This window comes from Streptomyces sp. NPDC085900, assembly GCF_044540925.1.
Lineage (GTDB): Bacteria > Actinomycetota > Actinomycetes > Streptomycetales > Streptomycetaceae > Streptomyces > Streptomyces gilvifuscus.
In genome coordinates this window covers 70901-91342 of the sequence record NZ_JBITSP010000010.1, presented here as the reverse complement: position 1 = coordinate 91342, position 20442 = coordinate 70901, and the positions used below count along the sequence as shown (strand labels likewise).

The 20442-nt window shown below is 72.0% G+C and carries 19 protein-coding genes; 16 read left to right on the top strand and 3 right to left on the bottom strand.

The features are described 5' to 3' along the window. Window positions 1-284: 284 nt before the first annotated feature. The 12 genes from ACIGDI_RS30500 to ACIGDI_RS30445 all read left to right on the top strand — a co-directional run bounded on the left by ACIGDI_RS30500 (window position 285) and on the right by ACIGDI_RS30445 (window position 13159). A complete protein-coding gene (locus ACIGDI_RS30500; RefSeq protein WP_399903270.1) occupies window positions 285-2228 on the top strand; it encodes an acyl-CoA dehydrogenase family protein in 1944 nt (647 codons plus the stop codon). A 95-nt stretch (window positions 2229-2323) separates the two neighbouring features. Continuing rightward, window positions 2324-3637, top strand: a complete 1314-nt coding sequence (dxr, locus tag ACIGDI_RS30495; RefSeq protein ID WP_399903267.1) for a 1-deoxy-D-xylulose-5-phosphate reductoisomerase — start codon at window positions 2324-2326, stop codon at window positions 3635-3637. 8 nt (window positions 3638-3645) lie between these two features. Continuing rightward, on the top strand, window positions 3646-4938 hold the full coding sequence (locus ACIGDI_RS30490) for a M50 family metallopeptidase (protein ID WP_399903836.1): 1293 nt from the start codon (window positions 3646-3648) through the stop codon (window positions 4936-4938). Window positions 4939-5105: 167 nt separating this feature from the next. Continuing rightward, window positions 5106-6263, top strand: a complete 1158-nt coding sequence (gene ispG, locus ACIGDI_RS30485; RefSeq protein WP_272177400.1) for a flavodoxin-dependent (E)-4-hydroxy-3-methylbut-2-enyl-diphosphate synthase — start codon at window positions 5106-5108, stop codon at window positions 6261-6263. 219 nt (window positions 6264-6482) lie between these two features. Then, window positions 6483-7331, top strand: a complete 849-nt coding sequence (locus ACIGDI_RS30480) for a GNAT family N-acetyltransferase (protein WP_200705018.1) — start codon at window positions 6483-6485, stop codon at window positions 7329-7331. A 54-nt stretch (window positions 7332-7385) separates the two neighbouring features. After that, window positions 7386-7958, top strand: a complete 573-nt coding sequence (locus ACIGDI_RS30475) for a GNAT family N-acetyltransferase (protein ID WP_399903262.1) — start codon at window positions 7386-7388, stop codon at window positions 7956-7958. 73 nt (window positions 7959-8031) lie between these two features. Next, window positions 8032-9735, top strand: a complete 1704-nt coding sequence (locus ACIGDI_RS30470) for a proline--tRNA ligase (protein ID WP_390629822.1) — start codon at window positions 8032-8034, stop codon at window positions 9733-9735. Window positions 9736-9867: 132 nt separating this feature from the next. Further along, window positions 9868-10158, top strand: a complete 291-nt coding sequence (locus tag ACIGDI_RS30465) for a hypothetical protein (RefSeq protein ID WP_399903259.1) — start codon at window positions 9868-9870, stop codon at window positions 10156-10158. Next, the gene (locus ACIGDI_RS30460) at window positions 10158-11156 is read left to right on the top strand and encodes an FAD:protein FMN transferase (protein WP_399903256.1); all 999 of its coding nucleotides are present in this window, start codon (window positions 10158-10160) and stop codon (window positions 11154-11156) included. The genes ACIGDI_RS30465 and ACIGDI_RS30460 overlap by 1 nt, the downstream gene beginning before the upstream one ends. Continuing rightward, window positions 11153-11734 carry a ferric reductase-like transmembrane domain-containing protein gene (locus tag ACIGDI_RS30455; RefSeq protein ID WP_399903253.1) on the top strand — a complete coding sequence of 194 codons (582 nt, stop codon included), beginning with the start codon at window positions 11153-11155 and terminating at the stop codon, window positions 11732-11734. Before ACIGDI_RS30460 ends, ACIGDI_RS30455 begins: the two co-directional genes overlap by 4 nt. Beyond that, window positions 11731-12945: an NADH-ubiquinone oxidoreductase-F iron-sulfur binding region domain-containing protein gene (locus ACIGDI_RS30450; protein WP_399903250.1), complete on the top strand. Its 1215-nt coding sequence runs from the start codon at window positions 11731-11733 to the stop codon at window positions 12943-12945. Before ACIGDI_RS30455 ends, ACIGDI_RS30450 begins: the two co-directional genes overlap by 4 nt. A gap of 1 nt (window position 12946) precedes the next feature. Continuing rightward, window positions 12947-13159: a ferredoxin gene (locus ACIGDI_RS30445; protein WP_399903247.1), complete on the top strand. Its 213-nt coding sequence runs from the start codon at window positions 12947-12949 to the stop codon at window positions 13157-13159. A 30-nt stretch (window positions 13160-13189) separates the two neighbouring features. On the opposite strand, the gene ACIGDI_RS30440 is transcribed toward ACIGDI_RS30445, so the two are convergent. The 3 genes from ACIGDI_RS30440 to ACIGDI_RS30430 are packed head-to-tail and all read right to left on the bottom strand — an operon-like array spanning window position 13190 to window position 15089. After that, entirely contained in the window at window positions 13190-14083 is an 894-nt protein-coding gene (locus ACIGDI_RS30440; RefSeq protein ID WP_399903244.1) for an aminoglycoside phosphotransferase family protein, read from the bottom strand. Window positions 14084-14109: 26 nt separating this feature from the next. After that, window positions 14110-14568: a ferritin-like domain-containing protein gene (locus ACIGDI_RS30435; protein WP_399903241.1), complete on the bottom strand. Its 459-nt coding sequence runs from the start codon at window positions 14566-14568 to the stop codon at window positions 14110-14112. Further along, the gene (locus tag ACIGDI_RS30430) at window positions 14565-15089 is read right to left on the bottom strand and encodes a hypothetical protein (protein ID WP_399903238.1); all 525 of its coding nucleotides are present in this window, start codon (window positions 15087-15089) and stop codon (window positions 14565-14567) included. Before ACIGDI_RS30430 ends, ACIGDI_RS30435 begins: the two co-directional genes overlap by 4 nt. Before the next feature lie 201 nt (window positions 15090-15290). Between ACIGDI_RS30430 and rimP the strand changes: the two genes are divergently transcribed. The 4 genes from rimP to infB all read left to right on the top strand — a co-directional run bounded on the left by rimP (window position 15291) and on the right by infB (window position 20431). Continuing rightward, window positions 15291-15803, top strand: a complete 513-nt coding sequence (gene rimP / locus ACIGDI_RS30425) for a ribosome maturation factor RimP (RefSeq protein ID WP_200705029.1) — start codon at window positions 15291-15293, stop codon at window positions 15801-15803. 2 nt (window positions 15804-15805) lie between these two features. Next, entirely contained in the window at window positions 15806-16792 is a 987-nt protein-coding gene (gene nusA / locus ACIGDI_RS30420) for a transcription termination factor NusA (protein ID WP_142142876.1), read from the top strand. 90 nt (window positions 16793-16882) lie between these two features. Beyond that, window positions 16883-17164 carry a YlxR family protein gene (locus tag ACIGDI_RS30415; RefSeq protein ID WP_351480844.1) on the top strand — a complete coding sequence of 94 codons (282 nt, stop codon included), beginning with the start codon at window positions 16883-16885 and terminating at the stop codon, window positions 17162-17164. Between the two features lie 162 nt (window positions 17165-17326). Then, on the top strand, window positions 17327-20431 hold the full coding sequence (infB, locus tag ACIGDI_RS30410) for a translation initiation factor IF-2 (protein WP_399903233.1): 3105 nt from the start codon (window positions 17327-17329) through the stop codon (window positions 20429-20431). Window positions 20432-20442 lie beyond the last annotated feature (11 nt).

Here is a 20442-nt window from a genome sequence, read left to right as displayed (position 1 = left end):
TGTCGAAGCGCTTCGACAGCTTTTCTCGCGCGGGGGGAGCCTGTGCCGTGGGGGTCAGCACGAACAGTCCCCCGGTAAGGGCTTCCGACGCAACACCGCGGACGCAACACGGCAGACCCGCACCGCGGACGCGACATCGCGGAACGCACCCCTGCACGCGTCTCTTCGGCCGAACGGCTGCGCGCGGGGTGGTGGGGCCGCCCGGGATCGGGTACATACGATCGGGTAGCACCCGTCGGTAACCAAAACGGCCCAAGATCCCGATTCGCGGCGAGGTGAGCCTCATGTCCGCCAGTCCCTCCGAGTCCGCTGGACGTCCCACAGTCTCCGAACGTGAGGCCCGTCAGGTGGCGGAGGCCGCCCGGGAACAGGAATGGCGCAAGCCCAGCTTCGCCAAGGAACTGTTCCTCGGCCGCTTCCGGCTCGACCTGGTCCATCCCCACCCCACCCCCTCCACCGAGGCCGCCCAGCGCGGCGAGGAGTTCCTCGCCAAACTCCGCGACTTCTGCGAGACGAAGGTCGACGGCTCGCTGATCGAACGCGAGGGCCGCATCCCCGACGAGGTCATCAACGGCCTCAAGGAGCTCGGCGCCCTCGGCATGAAGATCGACACCAAGTACGGCGGCCTCGGCCTGACCCAGGTCTACTACAACAAGGCCCTGGCACTGGCCGGTTCCGCCAGCCCGGCGATCGGCGTACTGCTGTCGGCCCACCAGTCGATCGGCGTACCCCAGCCGCTCAAGCTGTTCGGCACCGACGACCAGCGGGAGCGGTTCCTGCCGCGGTGCGCCCGCACCGACATCAGCGCCTTCCTCCTCACCGAGCCCGACGTCGGCTCCGACCCGGCCCGGCTCGCCACCTCCGCCGTACCCGACGGGGACGACTACGTCCTCGACGGAGTGAAACTGTGGACCACCAACGGCGTCGTCGCCGACCTGCTCGTCGTCATGGCCCGCGTGCCCAGGAGCGAGGGCCACAAGGGCGGCATCACCGCCTTCGTCGTCGAGACCAACTCGCCCGGCGTCACCGTCGAGAACCGCAACGCCTTCATGGGCCTGCGCGGCATCGAGAACGGCGTCACCCGCTTCCACCAGGTCCGCGTGCCCGCCGCCAACCGCATCGGCCCCGAGGGCGCCGGCCTCAAGATCGCGCTGACCACCCTCAACACCGGCCGCCTGTCACTGCCCGCCTCCTGCGTGGCCGCCGGCAAGTGGTGCCTGAAGATCGCCCGCGAGTGGTCGGCGGCACGCGAGCAGTGGGGCAAGCCGATCGCCCGGCACGAGGCCGTCGGCGCGAAGATCTCCTTCATCGCGGCGACCACCTTCGCCCTGGAGGCCGTACTCGACCTCTCCTCGCAGATGGCCGACGAGAACCGCAACGACATCCGCATCGAGGGCGCCCTGGCCAAGCTGTACGCCTCCGAGATGGGCTGGCTGATCGCCGACGAACTGGTCCAGATCCGCGGCGGCCGCGGCTTCGAGACCGCCGACTCCCTCGCGGCCCGCGGCGAACGGGCCGTCCCGGCCGAGCAGGTCCTGCGCGACCTGCGCATCAACCGCATCTTCGAGGGCTCGACGGAGATCATGCACCTCCTCATCGCCCGCGAGGCGGTGGACGCCCACCTCACCGTGGCCGGCGACCTGATCGACCCCGAGAAGTCCCTCCAGGACAAGGCGAAGGCGGGCGCGAACGCGGGCGTCTTCTACGCCAAGTGGCTCCCCAAGCTCGTCGCAGGGCCCGGGCAACTGCCGGTCTCCTACGGCGAGTTCAAGCACGAGGTCGACCTCTCGCCGCACCTGCGCTACGTCGAACGGCACGCCCGCAAGCTCGCCCGCTCCACCTTCTACGCCATGTCCCGCTGGCAGGGGAAGATGGAGACCAAGCAGGGCTTCCTCGGCCGGATCGTCGACATCGGCGCCGAATTGTTCGCGATGAGCGCCGCCTGCGTCCGCGCCGAACTCCTGCGCAGCCAGGGCGACCACGGCCGCGAGGCCTACCAGCTCGCCGACGTCTTCTGCCGCCAGGCCCGCATCCGCGTCGAGGAACTCTTCAACCGCCTGTGGACCAACACCGACGACATCGACCGCACCCTGGTCAAGGGGGTCATGTCCGGCACCTACGCATGGCTGGAGGAGGGCATCGTCGACCCGTCCGGCGAGGGCCCGTGGATCGCCGAGACGGCCCCGGGACCGTCCAAGAAGGACAACGTGCACCGGCCGATCCGCTGACCGGCCGCGGACAGCGCGTCCCTCTCGACCCCCCGTGCGGGGGACGAGAGGGACGCGCTGTCCTCACACACCGTCCTTACGGCCACAATGGAGGGATGAGCGACAGTCCAGCACTCCGAGGGCGCGGCCCGGAGACCCCGTCCGCCCCGCGACGCCCAGCACGCGCCCTCGCCGACCCGCACCTCGTCTACGACCCCGTGACCGGCAGCGGTCCCAAGGACGTGGTGATCCTCGGCTCCACCGGATCGATCGGCACCCAGGCCATCGACCTCGTGCTGCGCAACCCCGACCGCTTCCGGGTCATCGGCCTCTCCGCGAACGGCGGCCGCGTCACCCTCCTCGCCGAGCAGGCGCACCGGCTCCGGGTCCGGACCGTCGCGGTCGCCCGCGAGGACGTCGTACCGCAGTTGCGCGAGGCGCTGACGAGCCGCTACGGCGCCGGGGAGCCGCTCCCCGAGATCCTCGCCGGCCCGGACGCGGCCACCCAGCTCGCCGCCTCCGACTGCCACACCGTGCTGAACGGCATCACCGGCTCCATCGGCCTCGCGCCCACCCTCGCCGCACTGAAAGCGGGCCGCACCCTCGCGCTCGCCAACAAGGAGTCGCTCATCGTCGGCGGCCCGCTGGTCAAGGCGCTCGCCGAGCCCGGTCAGATCATCCCGGTCGACTCCGAGCACGCGGCCCTGTTCCAGGCGCTCGCGGCCGGCACCCGGGCCGACGTACGCAAGCTCGTGGTGACCGCCTCCGGCGGCCCGTTCCGCGGCCGTACGAAGGCCCAGCTGGCGGACGTGACGGTCGAGGACGCCCTCGCGCACCCCACCTGGGCCATGGGCCCGGTGATCACGATCAACTCCGCGACCCTCGTCAACAAGGGGCTGGAAGTCATCGAGGCACACCTCCTCTACGACATTCCCTTCAGTCGCATTGAGGTGGTCGTGCACCCTCAGTCGTATGTCCACTCGATGATTGAGTTCACGGACGGATCGACGATCGCCCAGGCGACGCCCCCCGACATGCGCGGGCCCATCGCCATCGGGCTCGGCTGGCCCGAGCGCGTCCCGGACGCGGCGCCGGCCTTCGACTGGAGCAAGGCCTCGACGTGGGAGTTCTTCCCGCTCGACAACGACGCGTTCCCCTCGGTGAACCTCGCCCGGCACGTGGGTGAGCTCGCGGGCACCGCCCCGGCGGTGTTCAATGCGGCCAACGAGGAGTGCGTGGAGGCGTTCCGCACCGGCGAGCTGCCCTTCAACGGGATCATGGAGACCGTGACACGGGTCGTGGAGGAGCACGGCACACCGGTCACGGGAACCTCGCTCACCGTGTCGGACGTCCTCGAAGCGGAGACCTGGGCGAGGGCCCGGGCCCGGGAACTGACAGCGCAGACGGCGACCGCGGAGGCGCGTGCATGACGAGCTTGATGATGATCCTCGGCATAGTCGTCTTCGCGTTCGGCCTGCTGGTCTCGATCGCGTGGCACGAGCTGGGGCACCTGTCCACGGCCAAGCTCTTCGGCATCCGCGTGCCCCAGTACATGGTCGGCTTCGGACCGACCATCTGGTCGCGGAAGAAGGGCGAGACCGAGTACGGGGTCAAGGCCGTCCCGTTCGGCGGCTACATCCGCATGATCGGCATGTTCCCGCCCGGTCCGGACGGACAGCTGACCGCCCGCTCCACCTCGCCCTGGCGCGGCATGATCGAGGACGCCCGCTCCGCCGCCTTCGAAGAGCTCAAGCCCGGCGACGAGACCCGCCTCTTCTACACCCGCGCCCCCTGGAAACGGGTCATCGTGATGTTCGCGGGCCCGTTCATGAACCTCATCCTCGCGGTCGCGCTGTTCCTGACGGTCCTGATGGGCTTCGGCATCTCCCAGCAGACCACCACGGTCAGCTCGGTGTCCCAGTGCGTGATCTCGCAGAGCGAGAACCGCGACACCTGCAAGAAGGGCGACCCGGCCTCCCCGGCCGCCGCCGCGGGCCTCAAGGCCGGCGACAAGATCGTCTCCTTCGCCGGGGTGCGGACCACGGACTGGAACAAGCTCTCCGACCTCATCCGGCAGAGCCCCGGCAAGAACGTGCCGATCGTCGTCGACCGCAAGGGCGAGCAGGTCACCCTCCACGCCACCATCGCCACCAACCAGGTCGCCAAGAAGGACTCCAGCGGCCAGATCGTCCAGGGCAAGTACGTCAGCGCCGGCTTCCTCGGCTTCAGCGCCGCCACCGGCATCGTCAAGCAGGACTTCGGCGAGTCGTTGACCTGGATGGGCGACCGCGTCGGCGAGGCCGTCGATTCCATCGCGGCCCTGCCCGCCAAGATCCCCGGCCTGTGGGACGCCGCCTTCGGCGACGGCAAGCGCGCCCCCGACTCCCCGATGGGCGTGGTCGGCGCGGCCCGCGTCGGCGGCGAGATCTTCACCCTGGACATCCCGGCCACCCAACAGCTGGCGATGTTCGTCATGCTGGTCGCGGGCTTCAACCTCTCCCTGTTCCTCTTCAACATGCTCCCGCTGCTGCCCCTCGACGGCGGCCACATCGCGGGCGCCCTGTGGGAGTCGCTGCGGCGGACCGTGGCCCGCGTCCTGAAGCGCCCGGACCCGGGCCCCTTCGACGTGGCGAAGCTGATGCCGGTGGCCTACGTGGTCGCGGGAATCTTCGTCTGCTTCACCCTTCTGGTGCTGGTCGCGGACGTCGTCAACCCGGTGAAAATCACCTAGTCACGCGTCGTTCACGGCGGCCCGGGACCCTCGGTTCCGGGCCGCCCCCCTTTGGGTGGGTCGAGGTGGGGGAGTGCTCGGGACCTGCGTCGGTACCGTAATCTCGAAGCCTGGAGCCCGTTGTTCCGGGACCGGATCCTGATCCACGACTTGGGGTTGCACAGCAGATGACTGCGATTTCTCTCGGCATGCCGTCCGTTCCGACCAGGGTTGCCGAGCGGCGGAAGAGCCGGCAGATCCAGGTCGGCTCCGTGGCGGTCGGCGGGGACGCGCCGGTTTCGGTGCAGTCGATGACCACGACCCGTACGTCCGACATCGGCGCGACCCTGCAGCAGATCGCCGAACTGACGGCCTCCGGCTGCCAGATCGTGCGTGTGGCGTGCCCCACGCAGGACGACGCGGACGCCCTCGCCACCATCGCCAAGAAGTCGCAGATCCCCGTCATCGCCGACATCCACTTCCAGCCGAAGTACGTCTTCGCGGCCATCGAGGCTGGCTGCGCCGCGGTCCGGGTGAACCCCGGCAACATCAAGCAGTTCGACGACAAGGTCAAGGAGATCGCCAAGGCCGCCAAGGAGCACGGCACCCCGATCCGCATCGGCGTCAACGCCGGCTCCCTCGACCGGCGACTGCTGCAGAAGTACGGCAAGGCGACGCCGGAGGCGCTGGTCGAGTCCGCGCTGTGGGAGGCGTCCCTCTTCGAGGAGCACGACTTCCGGGACATCAAGATCTCGGTCAAGCACAACGACCCGGTCGTGATGATCGAGGCCTACAAGCAGCTCGCCGCCCAGTGCGATTACCCGCTGCACCTCGGCGTCACGGAGGCGGGCCCGGCCTTCCAGGGCACCATCAAGTCCGCGGTGGCCTTCGGCGCCCTCCTCAGCCAGGGCATCGGCGACACGATCCGCGTCTCGCTGTCCGCGCCGCCGGTGGAGGAGGTCAAGGTCGGCAACCAGATCCTGGAGTCGCTGAACCTCAAGCAGCGCGGCCTGGAGATCGTCTCCTGCCCGTCCTGCGGCCGCGCCCAGGTCGACGTCTACAAGCTCGCCGAAGAGGTCACCGCCGGCCTGACCGGCATGGAGGTCCCGCTGCGCGTCGCCGTCATGGGCTGCGTCGTCAACGGCCCCGGCGAGGCCCGCGAGGCCGACCTCGGTGTCGCCTCCGGCAACGGCAAGGGCCAGATCTTCGTCAAGGGCGAGGTCATCAAGACCGTCCCCGAGTCCAAGATCGTGGAGACCCTCATCGAGGAGGCCATGAAGCTCGCGGAGCAGATGGAGGCGGACGGCACGGCGTCGGGCGAGCCGTCGGTCTCGGTGGCGGGCTGAGCCTCGCTTCCCTCTGACGCCGCCCGGCACCCATCAGCCCGTCCGGCGTTCGAGGACGAGGGCGTTCAGGCCGAAGCGGGGTCCGGGGGCGGCAGCCCCCGGTACGGCACCCCCGACACCGCCCCCCTCCGGCCAACGGCCACCCAGGCAGGGCGGCACGGCCCAGCATCCGCAGGTACAGTGCGGAGATCAGCAGAACCTCAGGGTGAGGGCCCGCACGTGTTGACGCAGACCACCTCACGGGTGCTCGAACCGAGCGACCTGGACGCCGCGCTCGCCGTCCTCGACCGCGAGCCGGTCGCGAACGCCTTCGTGACCTCCCGCGTCCAGGTGGCCGGCCTCGACCCGTGGCGGCTCGGCGGCGAGATGTGGGGCTTCTACGAGGAGGGCATGCTGACCTCCCTCTGCTACGCCGGAGCCAACCTGGTCCCGATCTGCGCGACCCCGCGGGCCGTCCGCGCCTTCGCCGACCGTGCCCGGCGCGCGGGCCGCCGCTGCTCCTCCATCGTCGGCCCCGCCGAGGCCACCACCCAGCTCTGGCGCCTGCTGGAACCCAGTTGGGGCCCGGCCCGCGAGGTCCGGTCCCACCAGCCGCTCATGGTCACCGACCGCATGCCCGACGACATCGCCCCGGACCCGTACGTCCGTCGCATCCGCAAGGACGAGATGGAGACGATCATGCCGGCGTGCGTGGCGATGTTCACCGAGGAGGTCGGCGTCTCCCCGCTGGCCGGCGACGGCGGCCTGCTCTACCAGGCCCGGGTCGCCGAACTCGTCGGCTCCGGCCGCTCCTTCGCCCGCCTCGACGAACACGGCAAGGTCGTCTTCAAGGCGGAGATCGGCGCGGCGACGCCCCAGGCCTGCCAGATCCAGGGCGTCTGGGTGGCCCCCGAGTACCGGGGGAGGGGCATCGCGGCACCGGGCATGGCGGCGGTCCTGCGCTATGCGCTGGCGGACGTGGCCCCGGTGGTCAGCCTGTACGTGAACGACTTCAACACACCGGCCAGGAGGACCTACCGGAGGGTGGGCTTCCAGGAGGTCGGCGCCTTCATGAGCATTCTCTTCTAATGGCTGTTCACAGGGCTGGTCCGACCCCCGTACGAGACCTGTAGTCTCCCCGGCATGCTGCACTTTCCCGGTCACGGTCATCGCCACCAGCCCGACGACGTCGTGATCGGCCCGCTCGATCTGTCCGCCCGGGTCGACGAGGCGCTCGCCGTGCAGGCCGTGGCCTTCGGACTGGGCGCCGACGAGGTCGCCGTGCGCCGGCAGATCGTGCTGCGGCACATGACCTACCCGGGGGCCCGCGCGCTCGGCGCCACCCTGCCCGACGGCAGTCTGGTCGGCTTCGTCTACGGCATGCCCAACGACCGCGCCCACTGGTGGTCGACGGTCGTGGAGCCGTACCTGCGCGCGCACGGTCACGAGGGGTGGCTCGACGACTCCTTCGTGATCACCGAGCTGCACGTCCACCCCCGTCACCAGAACCGCGGCGTCGGCCGCTCGCTCATCACGAACATCACCGACGGCGCCGCCGAACCCCGCTCGATCCTCTCCGCGATCGACACCGACAGCCCGGCCCGCGGCCTCTACCACTCCCTCGGCTACCAGGACCTGGCCCGCCACGTCCTTTTCCCGAGCGCCCCCAAGCCGTACGCGGTGATGGGAGCCCCCCTGCCGCTGCGCCACCGATAACGGATTTCCACCGGCACAGTCGGCCCGGCTAACCTCCTAGCCATCACCCTTTCCCGGCAGGAGTACGAGAACCATGGCCAACGCACCGGTCCAGCGCATGTCCCAGTTGATGGCGAAGACGCTGCGCGACGACCCGGCGGACGCCGAGGTCCTCAGCCACAAGCTTCTCGTCCGCGCCGGCTACGTCCGCCGGACGGCGGCCGGCATCTGGTCGTGGCTGCCCCTCGGCAAGAAGGTCCTCGCCAACGTCGAACGGATCGTCCGCGAGGAGATGGACGCGATCGGCGCCCAGGAGGTGCTGCTGCCCGCCCTCCTGCCGCGGGAGCCGTACGACGCCACGGGCCGCTGGGACGAGTACGGCCAGGAGCTGTTCCGGCTCAAGGACCGCAAGGGCGGCGACTACCTGCTCGGCCCGACCCACGAGGAGATCTTCACCCTGCTGGTGAAGGACCAGGCGTCCTCGTACAAGGACCTGCCGGTCATCCTCTATCAGATCCAGCACAAGTACCGTGACGAGGCCCGTCCGCGGGCCGGCATCCTGCGCGGCCGCGAGTTCCTGATGAAGGACTCCTACTCCTTCGACCTGGACGACGAGGGCCTCGGCCGGTCCTACGCCCTGCACCGCGAGGCCTACCAGCGGGTCTTCGAGCGCCTCGGCCTCGACTACCGCATCTGCGCCGCCACCGCCGGCGCGATGGGCGGCTCGAAGTCGGAGGAGTTCCTCGCCCCGGCCGGCGCCGGCGAGGACACCTTCGCCGACTGCCCCAACTGCGACTTCGCGGCCAACACCGAGGCGATCACGTACGAGCTCAAGCCGGTGGACGCCGCCGGCGTGCCCGCGCTCGAGGAGATCCCGACCCCGGACACCCCGACCATCGAGACCCTCGCCGCCCACCTCGGCGTCGAGGCCTCCGCCACCCTGAAGAACCTCCTGGTGAAGGTCGACGGCGAGATCGTGGCCGTGGGCGTGCCGGGTGACCGCGAGGTCGACATGGGCAAGGTCGAGGCGCACTTCGCCCCGGCCGTCGTCGAGATGGTCACCGAGGCGGACTTCGCGGGCCGCCCGGACCTGGTGCGCGGCTACGTCGGCCCGCAGGGCCTGGGCGAGAAGGTGAAGTACGTCGCCGACCCGCGCGTGGCCCCGGGCACCGCCTGGATCACCGGCGCCAACAAGGAGCACACGCACGCGAAGAACGTCGTCGCGGGCCGTGACTTCGAGGTCGACGAGTACGTCGACGTCGTGGTCGTGCAGGAGGGCGACCCGTGCCCGAAGTGCGGCACCGGCCTCAAGCTGGACCGCGCCATCGAGATCGGCCACATCTTCCAGCTCGGCCGCAAGTACGCCGACGCCCTCAAGCTCGACGTCCTCGGCCAGAACGGCAAGCCGGTCCGCGTCACCATGGGCTCCTACGGCATCGGCGTCTCCCGTGCCGTCGCCGCGCTCGCCGAGCAGACCGCCGACGAGCAGGGCCTGTGCTGGCCGGCCGAGGTCGCCCCGGCCGACGTGCACGTCGTCGCGGCCGGCAAGGCGCTGCAGACCGAGCTGGCGCTGGAGGTCTCCGAGAAGCTGCGGGCCGCGGGCCTGCGCGTCCTGGTCGACGACCGGGCCGGGGTCTCGCCGGGTGTGAAGTTCACCGACTCCGAGCTGATCGGCGTACCGAAGATCCTGGTCGCCGGCCGCCGGGCCGCCGACGGTGTGCTGGAGCTGAAGGACCGCAGGACCGGTGAGCGCGAGGAGCTGACGGTGGACGAGGCGATCGCCCGCCTCACCGCGTGACCGCGGCACCCACAACCGCATAAAGGAACTCCTCAGAAACGTCTTGGGGTGTCTGAAGGCACCTCACAGACTTCTCTGAGGTCCGTCCCCGACCGTGGTGCGTGACAGCACGTCACCAGGGAGGGAACGGCCATGACGAACAGGGAACGAGGTGCCGTCGCCGCGGTCCGCAGAGGGGCCCGGCGCACGGCGGCGACAGCGACGGCCGTCACACTGGCGGCCGTCGCCGGAACGTTCGCGCTGATCGGCACGATGCACACGGACACCGGCGCCGTGTCCTCGACGACGAGCAGCAGCACCGGGTCGAGCGGCACCGGCGGCTCCGACAGCAACGGCAGCGGTACGAGCTCGTCCTCCTCGTCCGGCGGCCTCACCGCCCCCAACGGCAGCGGCTCCGCCGACTCCACCTCGGGGGCGTCGTGATGAGCGGCGCCCTCCACCCCCGCACCACGGCGGCCACCGAATGGCGCGCCCTCGGCACCACGGTCCGCCTGGTCGTCACCGGCCCGGCCCTGCTGGACTCCTGCAACCTGCTCCTGGCCCGGCACCTCGCCGACGTCGACGCCGCCTGCAGCCGCTTCCGCACCGACTCCGAACTCGTCGCCCTCGACGCGAGCGAGGGCCGCCCGGTCCGGGTGAGCCCCCTGCTCGCCGAGGCCGTCGGGGTCGCCCTGCGCGCGGCCGAAATGACCGACGGCGCCGTGGACCCGACGGTCGGCTCCGCGATGGACGCGATAGGCTACGACCGGGACTTCACCCTCGTCCAGGAGGACGACCGCCCGGTGCGGCTCACCGTGCGGCGCGTTCCCGGCTGGCGCACGGTCCGCCTCGACCGCGCGGCGGGCACGGTCACCGTCCCGGCGGGCGTCCGCCTCGACCTCGGGGCCACGGCGAAGGCCTGGGCCGCCGACAAGGCGGCAGCGATGCTCGCGGCGACGGCGGGTTGCGGAGTCCTGGTGAGCCTCGGCGGCGACACGGCCGTCGCGGGGGAGCCTCCGGCGGGCGGCTGGCAGATCCGCGTCCAGGACGTCACCGGCCCGGTCGACGACGGCCCCGCCGAGGGCCCGTACGCCACGGTCGGCCTGCACAGCGGCGGCCTCGCCACCTCGGGTACGGCCGCCCGCAACTGGCGCCGCGGCGGCCAGACCCTGCACCACATCGTCGACCCCGGCACCGGCCTGCCGGTCCGCACCCCGTGGCGCACGGTCTCCGTCGCCGCCCCCACCTGCGCCGAGGCCAACGCGGCGACCACGGCGGCGCTGGTGAAGGGCGCGGGCGCGGAGCGCTGGCTGACGAGGAGGGGCTTGCCGGCGCGTCTGGTGAGCCAGGAAGAGCTGGTCGTGACGACTCCGGGCTGGCCGAACCCCCCGAGGGGCGCGGGGAACCGCGCGCCCAGCCCCCACCGGCGGGCAGCCGCATGACAGGCGAGACCCTCTGGTACGCCGACCGAGCCACCGGCGCCGTCTGCCTCGTCCTCTTCACGGCCGTGGTCCTCCTCGGCATCGGCGTCCGCCTGCGCGGCAGACTCCCCGGCCTCCCCCGCTTCGGCACCGTCACCCTCCACCGCACCCTCTCCCTCTCCGCGACGGCCTTCCTGGCCCTGCACATCGCGCTCGCGGTGCTCGACGGCTACGTGAACATCACCCTCACCGACGTCCTGATCCCCTTCGTCTCCGCGTACCGGCCCCTCTGGCTCGGCCTCGGCACGGTCGCCCTCGACCTGATGCTCGCCGTCCTGGTCACCAGCCTGCTGCGGGAACGCGTCGGCCACCGCGCCTGGCGGGCACTGCACTGGCTGGCCTACGCCGCCTGGCCCGTCGCCCTGGTCCACGGCATCGGCATCGGCACGGACACCGGCACCGACTGGATGACCTGGCTGACGGTCTCCTGCGTGGCCGCCGTCGTCGCCGCCGGAGGCGTCCGCGTGGCCCACTCCGTCCGCGCCGCCCGCCGCACCCCCGCCGCCGTTCTCCGCACGGCCGAAGGAGCCCGCTCATGACCGCCACCCACGCCGACCTGTACATGCCCCCGCGCCTGCTCGCCCCGGCCGGCACCCCCGCCGACCTGCCCACGCACGAACAGCGCTACGGCCCCCTGCCGTACGGCGATCCGGCAGCGCTGCTGAGAGCCGTCAGCGCGTCCGGCCTGACCGGCCGGGGCGGAGCGGCCTTCCCCGTGCACCGCAAGCTCGCCGCGGTCACCGAGGCCGCCCGCCGCACCGGCCGGGCCCCGGTGGTCGTCGCCAACGGCGCCGAGGGCGAGCCCGCCAGCCGCAAGGACAGGACGCTGCTGGCCCTGTCGCCGCACCTCGTCCTGGACGGCGTCCAGGTGGCGGCGCAGGCGGTCGGCGCCGAGGAGGCGTACCTCGCGGTCGAGGAGGGCGCGTCCTACCTGCAGGCGACCGCCGCCCACCGCGCGGACCCGGTCGCCGTCACGGTCGTACGACTGCCCGGGCGGTTCCTGTCCGGGCAGGCCTCGGCGCTCGCCCGGTTCGTCGGTGGGGGCGCCGCGCTGCCCGGGTACCAGAACCCGCCGGTCCGGGAAGAGGGCGTGCACCGGGCGCCCACCCTGGTGCAGAACGTGGAGACCCTGGCCCACCTGGCCCTCGTCGCCCGCTACGGCGCGCAGTGGTTCCGCTCGGCCGGCACCGCGGCCCAGCCGGGCAGCGCGCTGTGCACGGTGCACGTGCCGGGCCGCGGGCCGCGCGTGGTCGAGGCCCCGTTCGGCATGCCCCTGCACCGCCTGCTCCCCTTGGACGGCATGTCGGCCGTCCTCCTCGGCGGCTACCACGGCAGCTGGATCCCGGCGGCAGAGGCGGCCGGACTCCCGCTGGATGCCTCGACGATGGGCGCCGGCGTCCTGGCGGCCCTTCCCGCCTCCCGCTGCGGCGTGGCCGAGACGGCCCGCGTGCTGCGCTACCTGGCCCTGCAGTCGGCCGGGCAGTGCGGTCCCTGCCTCAACGGGCTGCCGCGTATCGCCGCCGCCTTCCGGGCGCTGGCCGCCCCCGGACCGCAGGGCGGCGCGCGCACCGACGTCGCCCGCTGGGCCGGCCTGGTCGAGGGCCGTGGCGCCTGCCACCACCCGGACGGCACCGTCCGCCTGGTCCGCAGCGCGATGACGACGTTCGCGGCCGAACTCGACGCCCACGCACGGGGCCTGTGCACCGCGACCGACCGCACGCCCGTGCTCCCCGTCCCCCAGGAGGCCTGACATGGACCAGCGGATCGACATCGACTGGACGTCCTGCCAGGGCCACGGCCTGTGCGCGGAACTCCTCCCCGAGCACATCACCCTGGACGAGTGGGGCTACCCCCTCGTGGCCGGCACCCCGCTCCCTGCCCACACGGTGAAACGCGCCCGCAGAGCGGCGGCGGACTGCCCGGTCCTCGCCTTGAAGCTCACGGTCGGCGAAGCGCCCCACTGAGGGGCGAGCGCACCCCCGAGCCGTACCGCCCTAAAGCCACCCGGCGAATTCGAGCAGCAGCTCCGCGTCCTTCGGCCGCCCCACCCGAAGGGCCCGCACCCCCGACTCCACAGCCCGGAACAAGGTCCACCCCCGCAACCGCTCCTGGTCCACGTCCAGCGACTCCGCGAGCCGTTTCACCCGCCGCCGTGTCGTCGCCGCCCCCGACGGCGAGGCGATCAGGTCCTCCACCCGGTCCCGCACGAGCCGCGCCAGGTCGAAGGCGCACTCGCCGACCACCGGATCGGGCCCCACGGCCAGCCAGGGCATCCGCTCGCCCGCGAGGACCTTGCTCTGCCGGAACGTCCCGTGCAGCAGCCGCCGCTCGGGCGAGGAGCCGAGCAGCTCCGCACGCGCCGTGAGAGCCGCGTCCACGAGCGGTACGACCTCCGCGGCCGCACTCGCCCGCATGGCCGCCGCCTGCCGCTCCGTGCGCTCCGCGACGCTCTCGAAGACGTGGCCGTCCGGCGGCTCCACCCACAGCCGCCGCAAGGTGCCCGCCGCCTCCAGCAGCGCCTTCGCCTCGGGCAGCGACCGCACCGACACATCGGGGTGCAGCCGTTCCAGCAGCAGCACACCCTCCTGCGAGGACTCCTCGACGAGCTGCACGGCACCCGCCCCGCCCCAGCGCGCCAACGCCGCCCGCTCGGCCTCCGGGCGGAATCGCGGCGGGGCCAGCTTGAGCACGGCCGGGCTGCCGTCGGAGCGCCGGACCAGCACCACCAGGCTGCTGCGCCCGCCGGGCACCTGCACCCGCTCCACGGTCAACTCGCGCAGCGCGACGGCCCGTTGAGCCGCCGCGGGCAGCTTCTCCAGCCAGTCGTCACCGTCCGGTGCCGTCTCGCCGAGCGCCCTCACCAGACGCTGCGGCGGTTCGAATGCCATGCGCGAGTCGTTCCCTTCGCTGCCGGTCAAGCCGAGGGCGTCGGTGCGGCGGTCGTGGTGGCCGCCCGCTCCGCGAGCCCAGGGAAGGCTACGCTCTCCCCGCTCCAGCGCACGGCCCGCACCGCTGCCTCCCGCAGGGCCCGCGCGGCCCCGTCGCGCCGCGTGCCGCCGGTGGCCCGCACCACGTCGGAGTACACGTCGGCCACCCGGTCCTCCAGTTCGGCGGCCAGCCGCACGGCCGCGGCCGAGTCCGCCACCGGGAACGGCAGCGCGTACCCGGCCGCCGCGGCCACCGGCGTGCCGCCGAGGTCCCGGATGTCGCGGACCAGCGCGTCGCGCCGGGCGCGGTGGGCGTCGTACGCCGCCCTGGCCTCCGTACGACGGCTCTCGCCGATCCGGCCCCCGACGACGCCGTAGCCGTACACGGCGGCGTGCTCGGCGGCCAGCGCCGCCTGCAGGGCCTTCAGGGTCTGCTGCTCGCTCACCGGGCACCCTCCGTCAGCAGATAGGCGTGCACCGCGCCGGCCGCCGCGACCGAGGCCATCAGCCGCGCCAGCTCGCCGGGCACCTCCAGCAGAGCGGCCGACCGCCGGTCGGCGAGGGCCCGTTCGGCGGCGGCGAGGCCGGTGAGGGCGTCCTTCTCGTCCGCCGGCGGGGAAGCCGAGGCGGAGACGGAAGGGCGTGCCGTGGGGGACGCCTTCCCCTTGGCCTTCGGCACCCCGCCGAACGCCTCCGTGTGCCGGACCACCTCCGCGCGCAACGGCGCCAGGTGCTCCGCCAGCCCCGGGAACGCGGCGATCGCGGCGTCGTAGCGCTCCACCAGCCCCGCGCTGTCCCGCGCCGCACGCGCGCGTGCCTTCTCGGCGACCGACGGGCTGCCGCCGGTGCTCCCGGAGTCCTCGGAGCCGTTCGAGCAGCCCACCAGCAGGGCGGCGCCGGCGGCCGAGGCGAGCAGGGATCTTCTGCGCGTCCCCGAGGGGATGCGCGACGGTGGGGGGTACGGCACGGCTGACGTCCTCGGGGGGCTCGTACGAACACACGGGCGGGAGACCGGCCCGCCGTGATCACGGTACCCGCGTCCCCGGCCGGTGCCGCTCATCGGCACCGCCCGTACGCACTGGACGGCAACACCCCTTGCGACCGGATACCCTTTGACCAGACACGCGACCCATCCCACAACAGCACACGCGGCCGAGGAGTCACCCGGATGAGCACCACCCAGAGCGAGAGGCTGCGAGAGCTCCTGGAACCGCTCGTCACCTCCCAGGGCCTGGATCTCGAAGAGATCGCGGTGGACTCCGTCGGACGCAAGCGAGTGCTGCGCGTCGTCGTCGACTCCGACACCGGGGCGGACCTGGACCAGATCGCCGATGTGAGCCGCGCGCTCTCGGCGAAGCTCGACGAGACCGACGCGATGGGCCAGGGGGAGTACACCCTCGAGGTCGGTACCCCCGGCGCGGAGCGCCTGCTCAAGGAGCACCGCCACTACGTGCGTGCCGTGGGCCGCCTGGTCAAGTTCCAGCCCGCCGAGGGCGGGGAACTGGTGGCCAGGATCCTGAAGGTGGACGACGAGGGCCTCGACCTCGAAGTGCCCGGCGTCAAGGGCCGCAAGGCCACCAGCCGCAGACTCGCCTTCTCCGAAATCGACCGGGCGCGCGTGCAGGTCGAGTTCAACCGCAAGGAAGACGACAAGAACACCGAGAAGGAAGAGGAGGCGTAGCCGTGGACATCGACATGAGTGCCCTGCGGGGCTTGGTACGGGAGAAGGAGATCTCCTTCGACCTGTTGGTCGAGGCGATCGAGTCGGCCCTCCTCATCGCCTACCACCGCACCGAGGGAAGCCACCGCCACGCGCGCGTGAAGCTCGACCGCGAGTCCGGTCACGTGGTCGTGTGGGCGAAGGAAGACCCAGAGGACCTCGAGGAGGGCCAGGAGCCCCGCGAGTTCGACGACACCCCGTCCGACTTCGGCCGTATCGCCGCCACCACCGCCAAGCAGGTCATCCTGCAGCGGCTGCGCGACGCCGAGGACGACGCGACGCTCGGCGAGTACGCCGGCCGCGAGGGCGACATCGTCACCGGCGTGGTCCAGCAGGGCCGCGACCCCAAGAACGTGCTCGTGGACATCGGCAAGCTCGAGGCCATCCTGCCGGTGCAGGAGCAGGTGCCGGGCGAGACGTACCCGCACGGCATGCGGCTGCGGTCGTACGTCGTACGGGTGGCGAAGGGCGTCCGCGGTCCGTCCGTGACCCTCTCGCGCACGCACCCCAACCTGGTGAAGAAGCTTTTCGCCCTGGAGGTGCCGGAGATCGCCGACGGATCGGTCGAGATCGCCGCGATCGCCCGTGAGGCGGGTCACCGCACCAAGATCGCCGTACGGTCCACCCGTTCGGGCCTGAACGCCAAGGGCGCGTGCATCGGCCCCATGGGCGGACGTGTGCGCAATGTCATGGGCGAGCTGAACGGTGAGAAGATCGATATCGTCGACTGGTCGGACGACCCGGCCGAGATGGTCGCGAACGCGCTCTCGCCGGCCCGGGTCTCCAAGGTGGAGGTCGTCGACCTCGCCGCCCGCTCCGCGCGCGTGACGGTGCCGGACTACCAGCTGTCGCTGGCGATCGGCAAGGAGGGCCAGAACGCCCGCCTGGCCGCCCGCCTGACCGGCTGGCGGATCGACATCCGCCCCGACACGGAGCAGACCGGGGAATAGATCCAAGCCGCACGTCGCTTGGATCACGACAACAACCGTTCGATTCCTCACCCAGAGGGGTGAGGTCGGTACGGGGAGGTAGACTTAGCAGTGTCTGGCCGGACGCACGCCCGAGCATGCCCTGAACGCACCTGTGTGGGCTGCCGGGAACGAGCGGCCAAGCCGGACCTGCTGCGGATCGTGGCGATCAAGGACGAGTGCGTCCCTGATCCTCGCGGTACGCTGCCCGGCCGGGGTGCGTATGTACACCCCGCGCTGGTCTGTCTCGACCAGGCGGTCCGCCGCCGGGCGTTCACGCGGGCGTTGCGCGCCCCGGGAGCGCTCGACACAAAGGCGTTGCGCCACTACGTCGAACAGTCAGAGAGTTGCTGAGCAGGCAACACCGTAAGGAGAGTCGTACGGAACCCCCGTGCGGCCCTGGTACCCCGCGAGTTGGAAGTAGGTCGAGATTGCGATGAGCACTCGATGAGCACGCGATGAGTACGCCCATGAAGTAGCGACGGTCCGGACGCACCCGGACCTAAAAGGAGCGAAGTGGCTAAGGTCCGGGTATACGAACTCGCCAAGGAGTTCGGGGTTGAGAGCAAGGTCGTCATGGCCAAGCTCCAGGAACTCGGTGAATTCGTCCGTTCGGCGTCTTCGACCATCGAAGCGCCCGTAGTCCGCAAACTGACGGACGCCCTCCAGCAGGGCAACGGAGGCGGCAAGTCCGCCCCCGCACGCAAGGCTGCTCCGGCGAAGCCGGCAGCCCCCTCTCCCGCGCAGGCAGCCCGTCCGGCCGCCCCGCGCCCGCCGGCCCCCAAGCCGGCCGCCGCCGAGAGGCCCGCGGCTCCCGCCGCACCGGCCGCTCCCGGCCCCCGTCCCACCCCGGGCCCGAAGCCCGCGCCGCGGCCCGCCCCGGCGTCCCCGGCTCCGACGACGCCCGAGTTCACGGCCCCGCCGTCGGCTCCCGCCGCTCCGGCCCAGGGTTCCGGTTCTGGTTCCGCCCCGCGTCCCGGCGCTCCGCGTCCGGGTGCCCAGGCTCCCCGTCCGGGCGCCCCGCGCCCGGGTGGCCCCGGTCAGGGCCGCGGTGACCGCGGCGACCGTCCCGGTGCCTCGCGTCCGGGTGGCCAGGCGCCGCGTCCCGGCGCCCGTCCGGCCGGTCCCCGTCCGGGCAACAACCCCTTCACCTCCGGCGGCTCCACCGGCATGGCGCGCCCCCAGGCGCCCCGTCCGGGCGGCGCCCCGCGTCCCGGCGGCCCGGGTGGCCCCGGTGCTCCCGGCGGCGCTCCGCGTCCGCAGGGACAGGGCGGTCCGCGTCCCCAGGGCGCTGCCGGCGGTCCCCGTCCGCAGTCTCCGGGCGGTCCGCGTCCGACCCCGGGCGGCATGCCCCGTCCGCAGGGCGGTCCGCGTCCCGGCGGCGGCCCCGGCGGCCCGCGTCCCAACCCCGGCATGATGCCGCAGCGTCCCGCTGCCGGCCCCCGCCCCGGTGGCGGCGGTCCCGGCGGTCGTGGTCCCGGCGGCGGCGGTCGCCCCGGTGGCGGCGGCGGTCGTCCGGGCGGCGGCGGTTTCGCCGGTCGTCCCGGCGGCGGTGGCGGCGGCTTCGCCGGTCGTCCCGGCGGTCCCGGTGGCGGTGGCGGCGGTTTCGCCGGTCGTCCCGGTGGTCCGGGTGCGGGCGGCGGCGGTCGTCCCGGCTTCGGCGGTCGTCCCGGTGGTCCGGGCGGTCGTGGTGGCACGCAGGGCGCCTTCGGTCGCCCCGGCGGTCCCGCGCGCCGTGGCCGCAAGTCGAAGCGGCAGAGGCGCCAGGAGTACGAGGCCATGCAGGCCCCGTCGGTCGGCGGCGTGATGCTGCCTCGCGGCAACGGCGAGTCCATTCGCCTGTCGCGCGGTGCCTCCCTCACCGACTTCGCGGAGAAGATCAACGCCAACCCGGCGTCGCTCGTCGCGGTCATGATGAACCTCGGCGAGATGGTCACGGCCACGCAGTCCGTCTCCGACGAGACCCTGCAGCTCCTCGCCGACGAGATGAACTACACGGTTCAGATCGTCAGCCCCGAGGAGGAGGACCGCGAGCTGCTCGAGTCCTTCGACATCGAGTTCGGCGAGGACGAGGGCGACGAGGAGGACCTGGTGGTCCGCCCGCCGGTCGTCACCGTCATGGGTCACGTCGACCACGGTAAGACCCGACTGCTCGACGCCATCCGCAAGACGAACGTCATCGCGGGCGAGGCCGGCGGCATCACCCAGCACATCGGTGCCTACCAGGTCGCGACCCAGGTCAACGACGAAGAGCGCAAGATCACCTTCATCGACACCCCGGGTCACGAGGCCTTCACCGCCATGCGTGCCCGTGGTGCGAAGTCGACCGACATCGCGATCCTGGTCGTCGCGGCCAACGACGGCGTCATGCCGCAGACGGTCGAGGCGCTCAACCACGCCAAGGCGGCCGACGTCCCGATCGTCGTCGCGGTCAACAAGATCGACGTCGAGGGCGCTGACCCGACCAAGGTGCGCGGTCAGCTCACCGAGTACGGGCTGGTGGCCGAGGAGTACGGCGGCGACACGATGTTCGTCGACATCTCCGCCAAGCAGGGTCTGCACATCGACTCCCTGCTGGAGGCCGTGATCCTGACGGCCGACGCCTCGCTCGACCTGCGGGCCAACCCGAACCAGGACGCGCAGGGCATCAGCATCGAGTCCCGCCTCGACCGCGGCCGCGGTGCCGTGGCGACGGTCCTCGTCCAGCGAGGCACCCTGCGGGTCGGCGACACGATGGTGGTGGGCGACGCCTACGGCCGCGTGCGCGCCATGCTCGACGACAACGGCAACAACGTCGCCGAGGCCGGACCCGCGACGCCGGTCCAGGTCCTGGGCCTGACCAACGTCCCGGGTGCGGGCGACAACTTCCTGGTGGTCGACGAGGACCGTACGGCCCGTCAGATCGCCGAGAAGCGCGCCGCCCGTGAGCGCAACGCCGCGTTCGCCAAGCGCACGCGCCGTGTCTCCCTCGAGGACCTGGACAAGGTGCTCAAGGCCGGCGAGGTCCAGCAGCTCAACCTCATCATCAAGGGTGACGCTTCCGGTTCCGTCGAGGCGCTCGAGTCGTCCCTGCTCCAGCTGGACGTCGGCGAAGAGGTCGACATCCGCGTCCTGCACCGCGGCGTCGGTGCGGTCACGGAGTCGGACATCGACCTGGCGATGGGCTCCGACGCCATCGTGATCGGCTTCAACGTCCGCGCGGCCGGCCGCGCGGCGCAGATGGCCGAGCGCGAGGGCGTGGACGTCCGGTACTACTCGGTCATCTACCAGGCGATCGAGGAGATCGAGGCGGCCCTCAAGGGCATGCTCAAGCCGGAGTACGAGGAGGTCGAGCTCGGCACGGCGGAGATCCGCGAGGTCTTCCGTTCGTCCAAGCTGGGCAACATCGCGGGTGTGCTCATCCGCTCCGGCGAGGTCCGCCGCAACACCAAGGCGCGCCTCATCCGCGACGGCAAGGTCATCGCGGAGAACCTCAACATCGAGGGTCTGCGTCGCTTCAAGGACGACGTCACCGAGATCCGCGAAGGGTTCGAGGGCGGTATCAACCTCGGCAACTTCAACGACATCAAGGTCGACGACGTCATCGCGACGTACGAGATGCGCGAGAAGCCGCGCGGCTGATCCAGCACGCG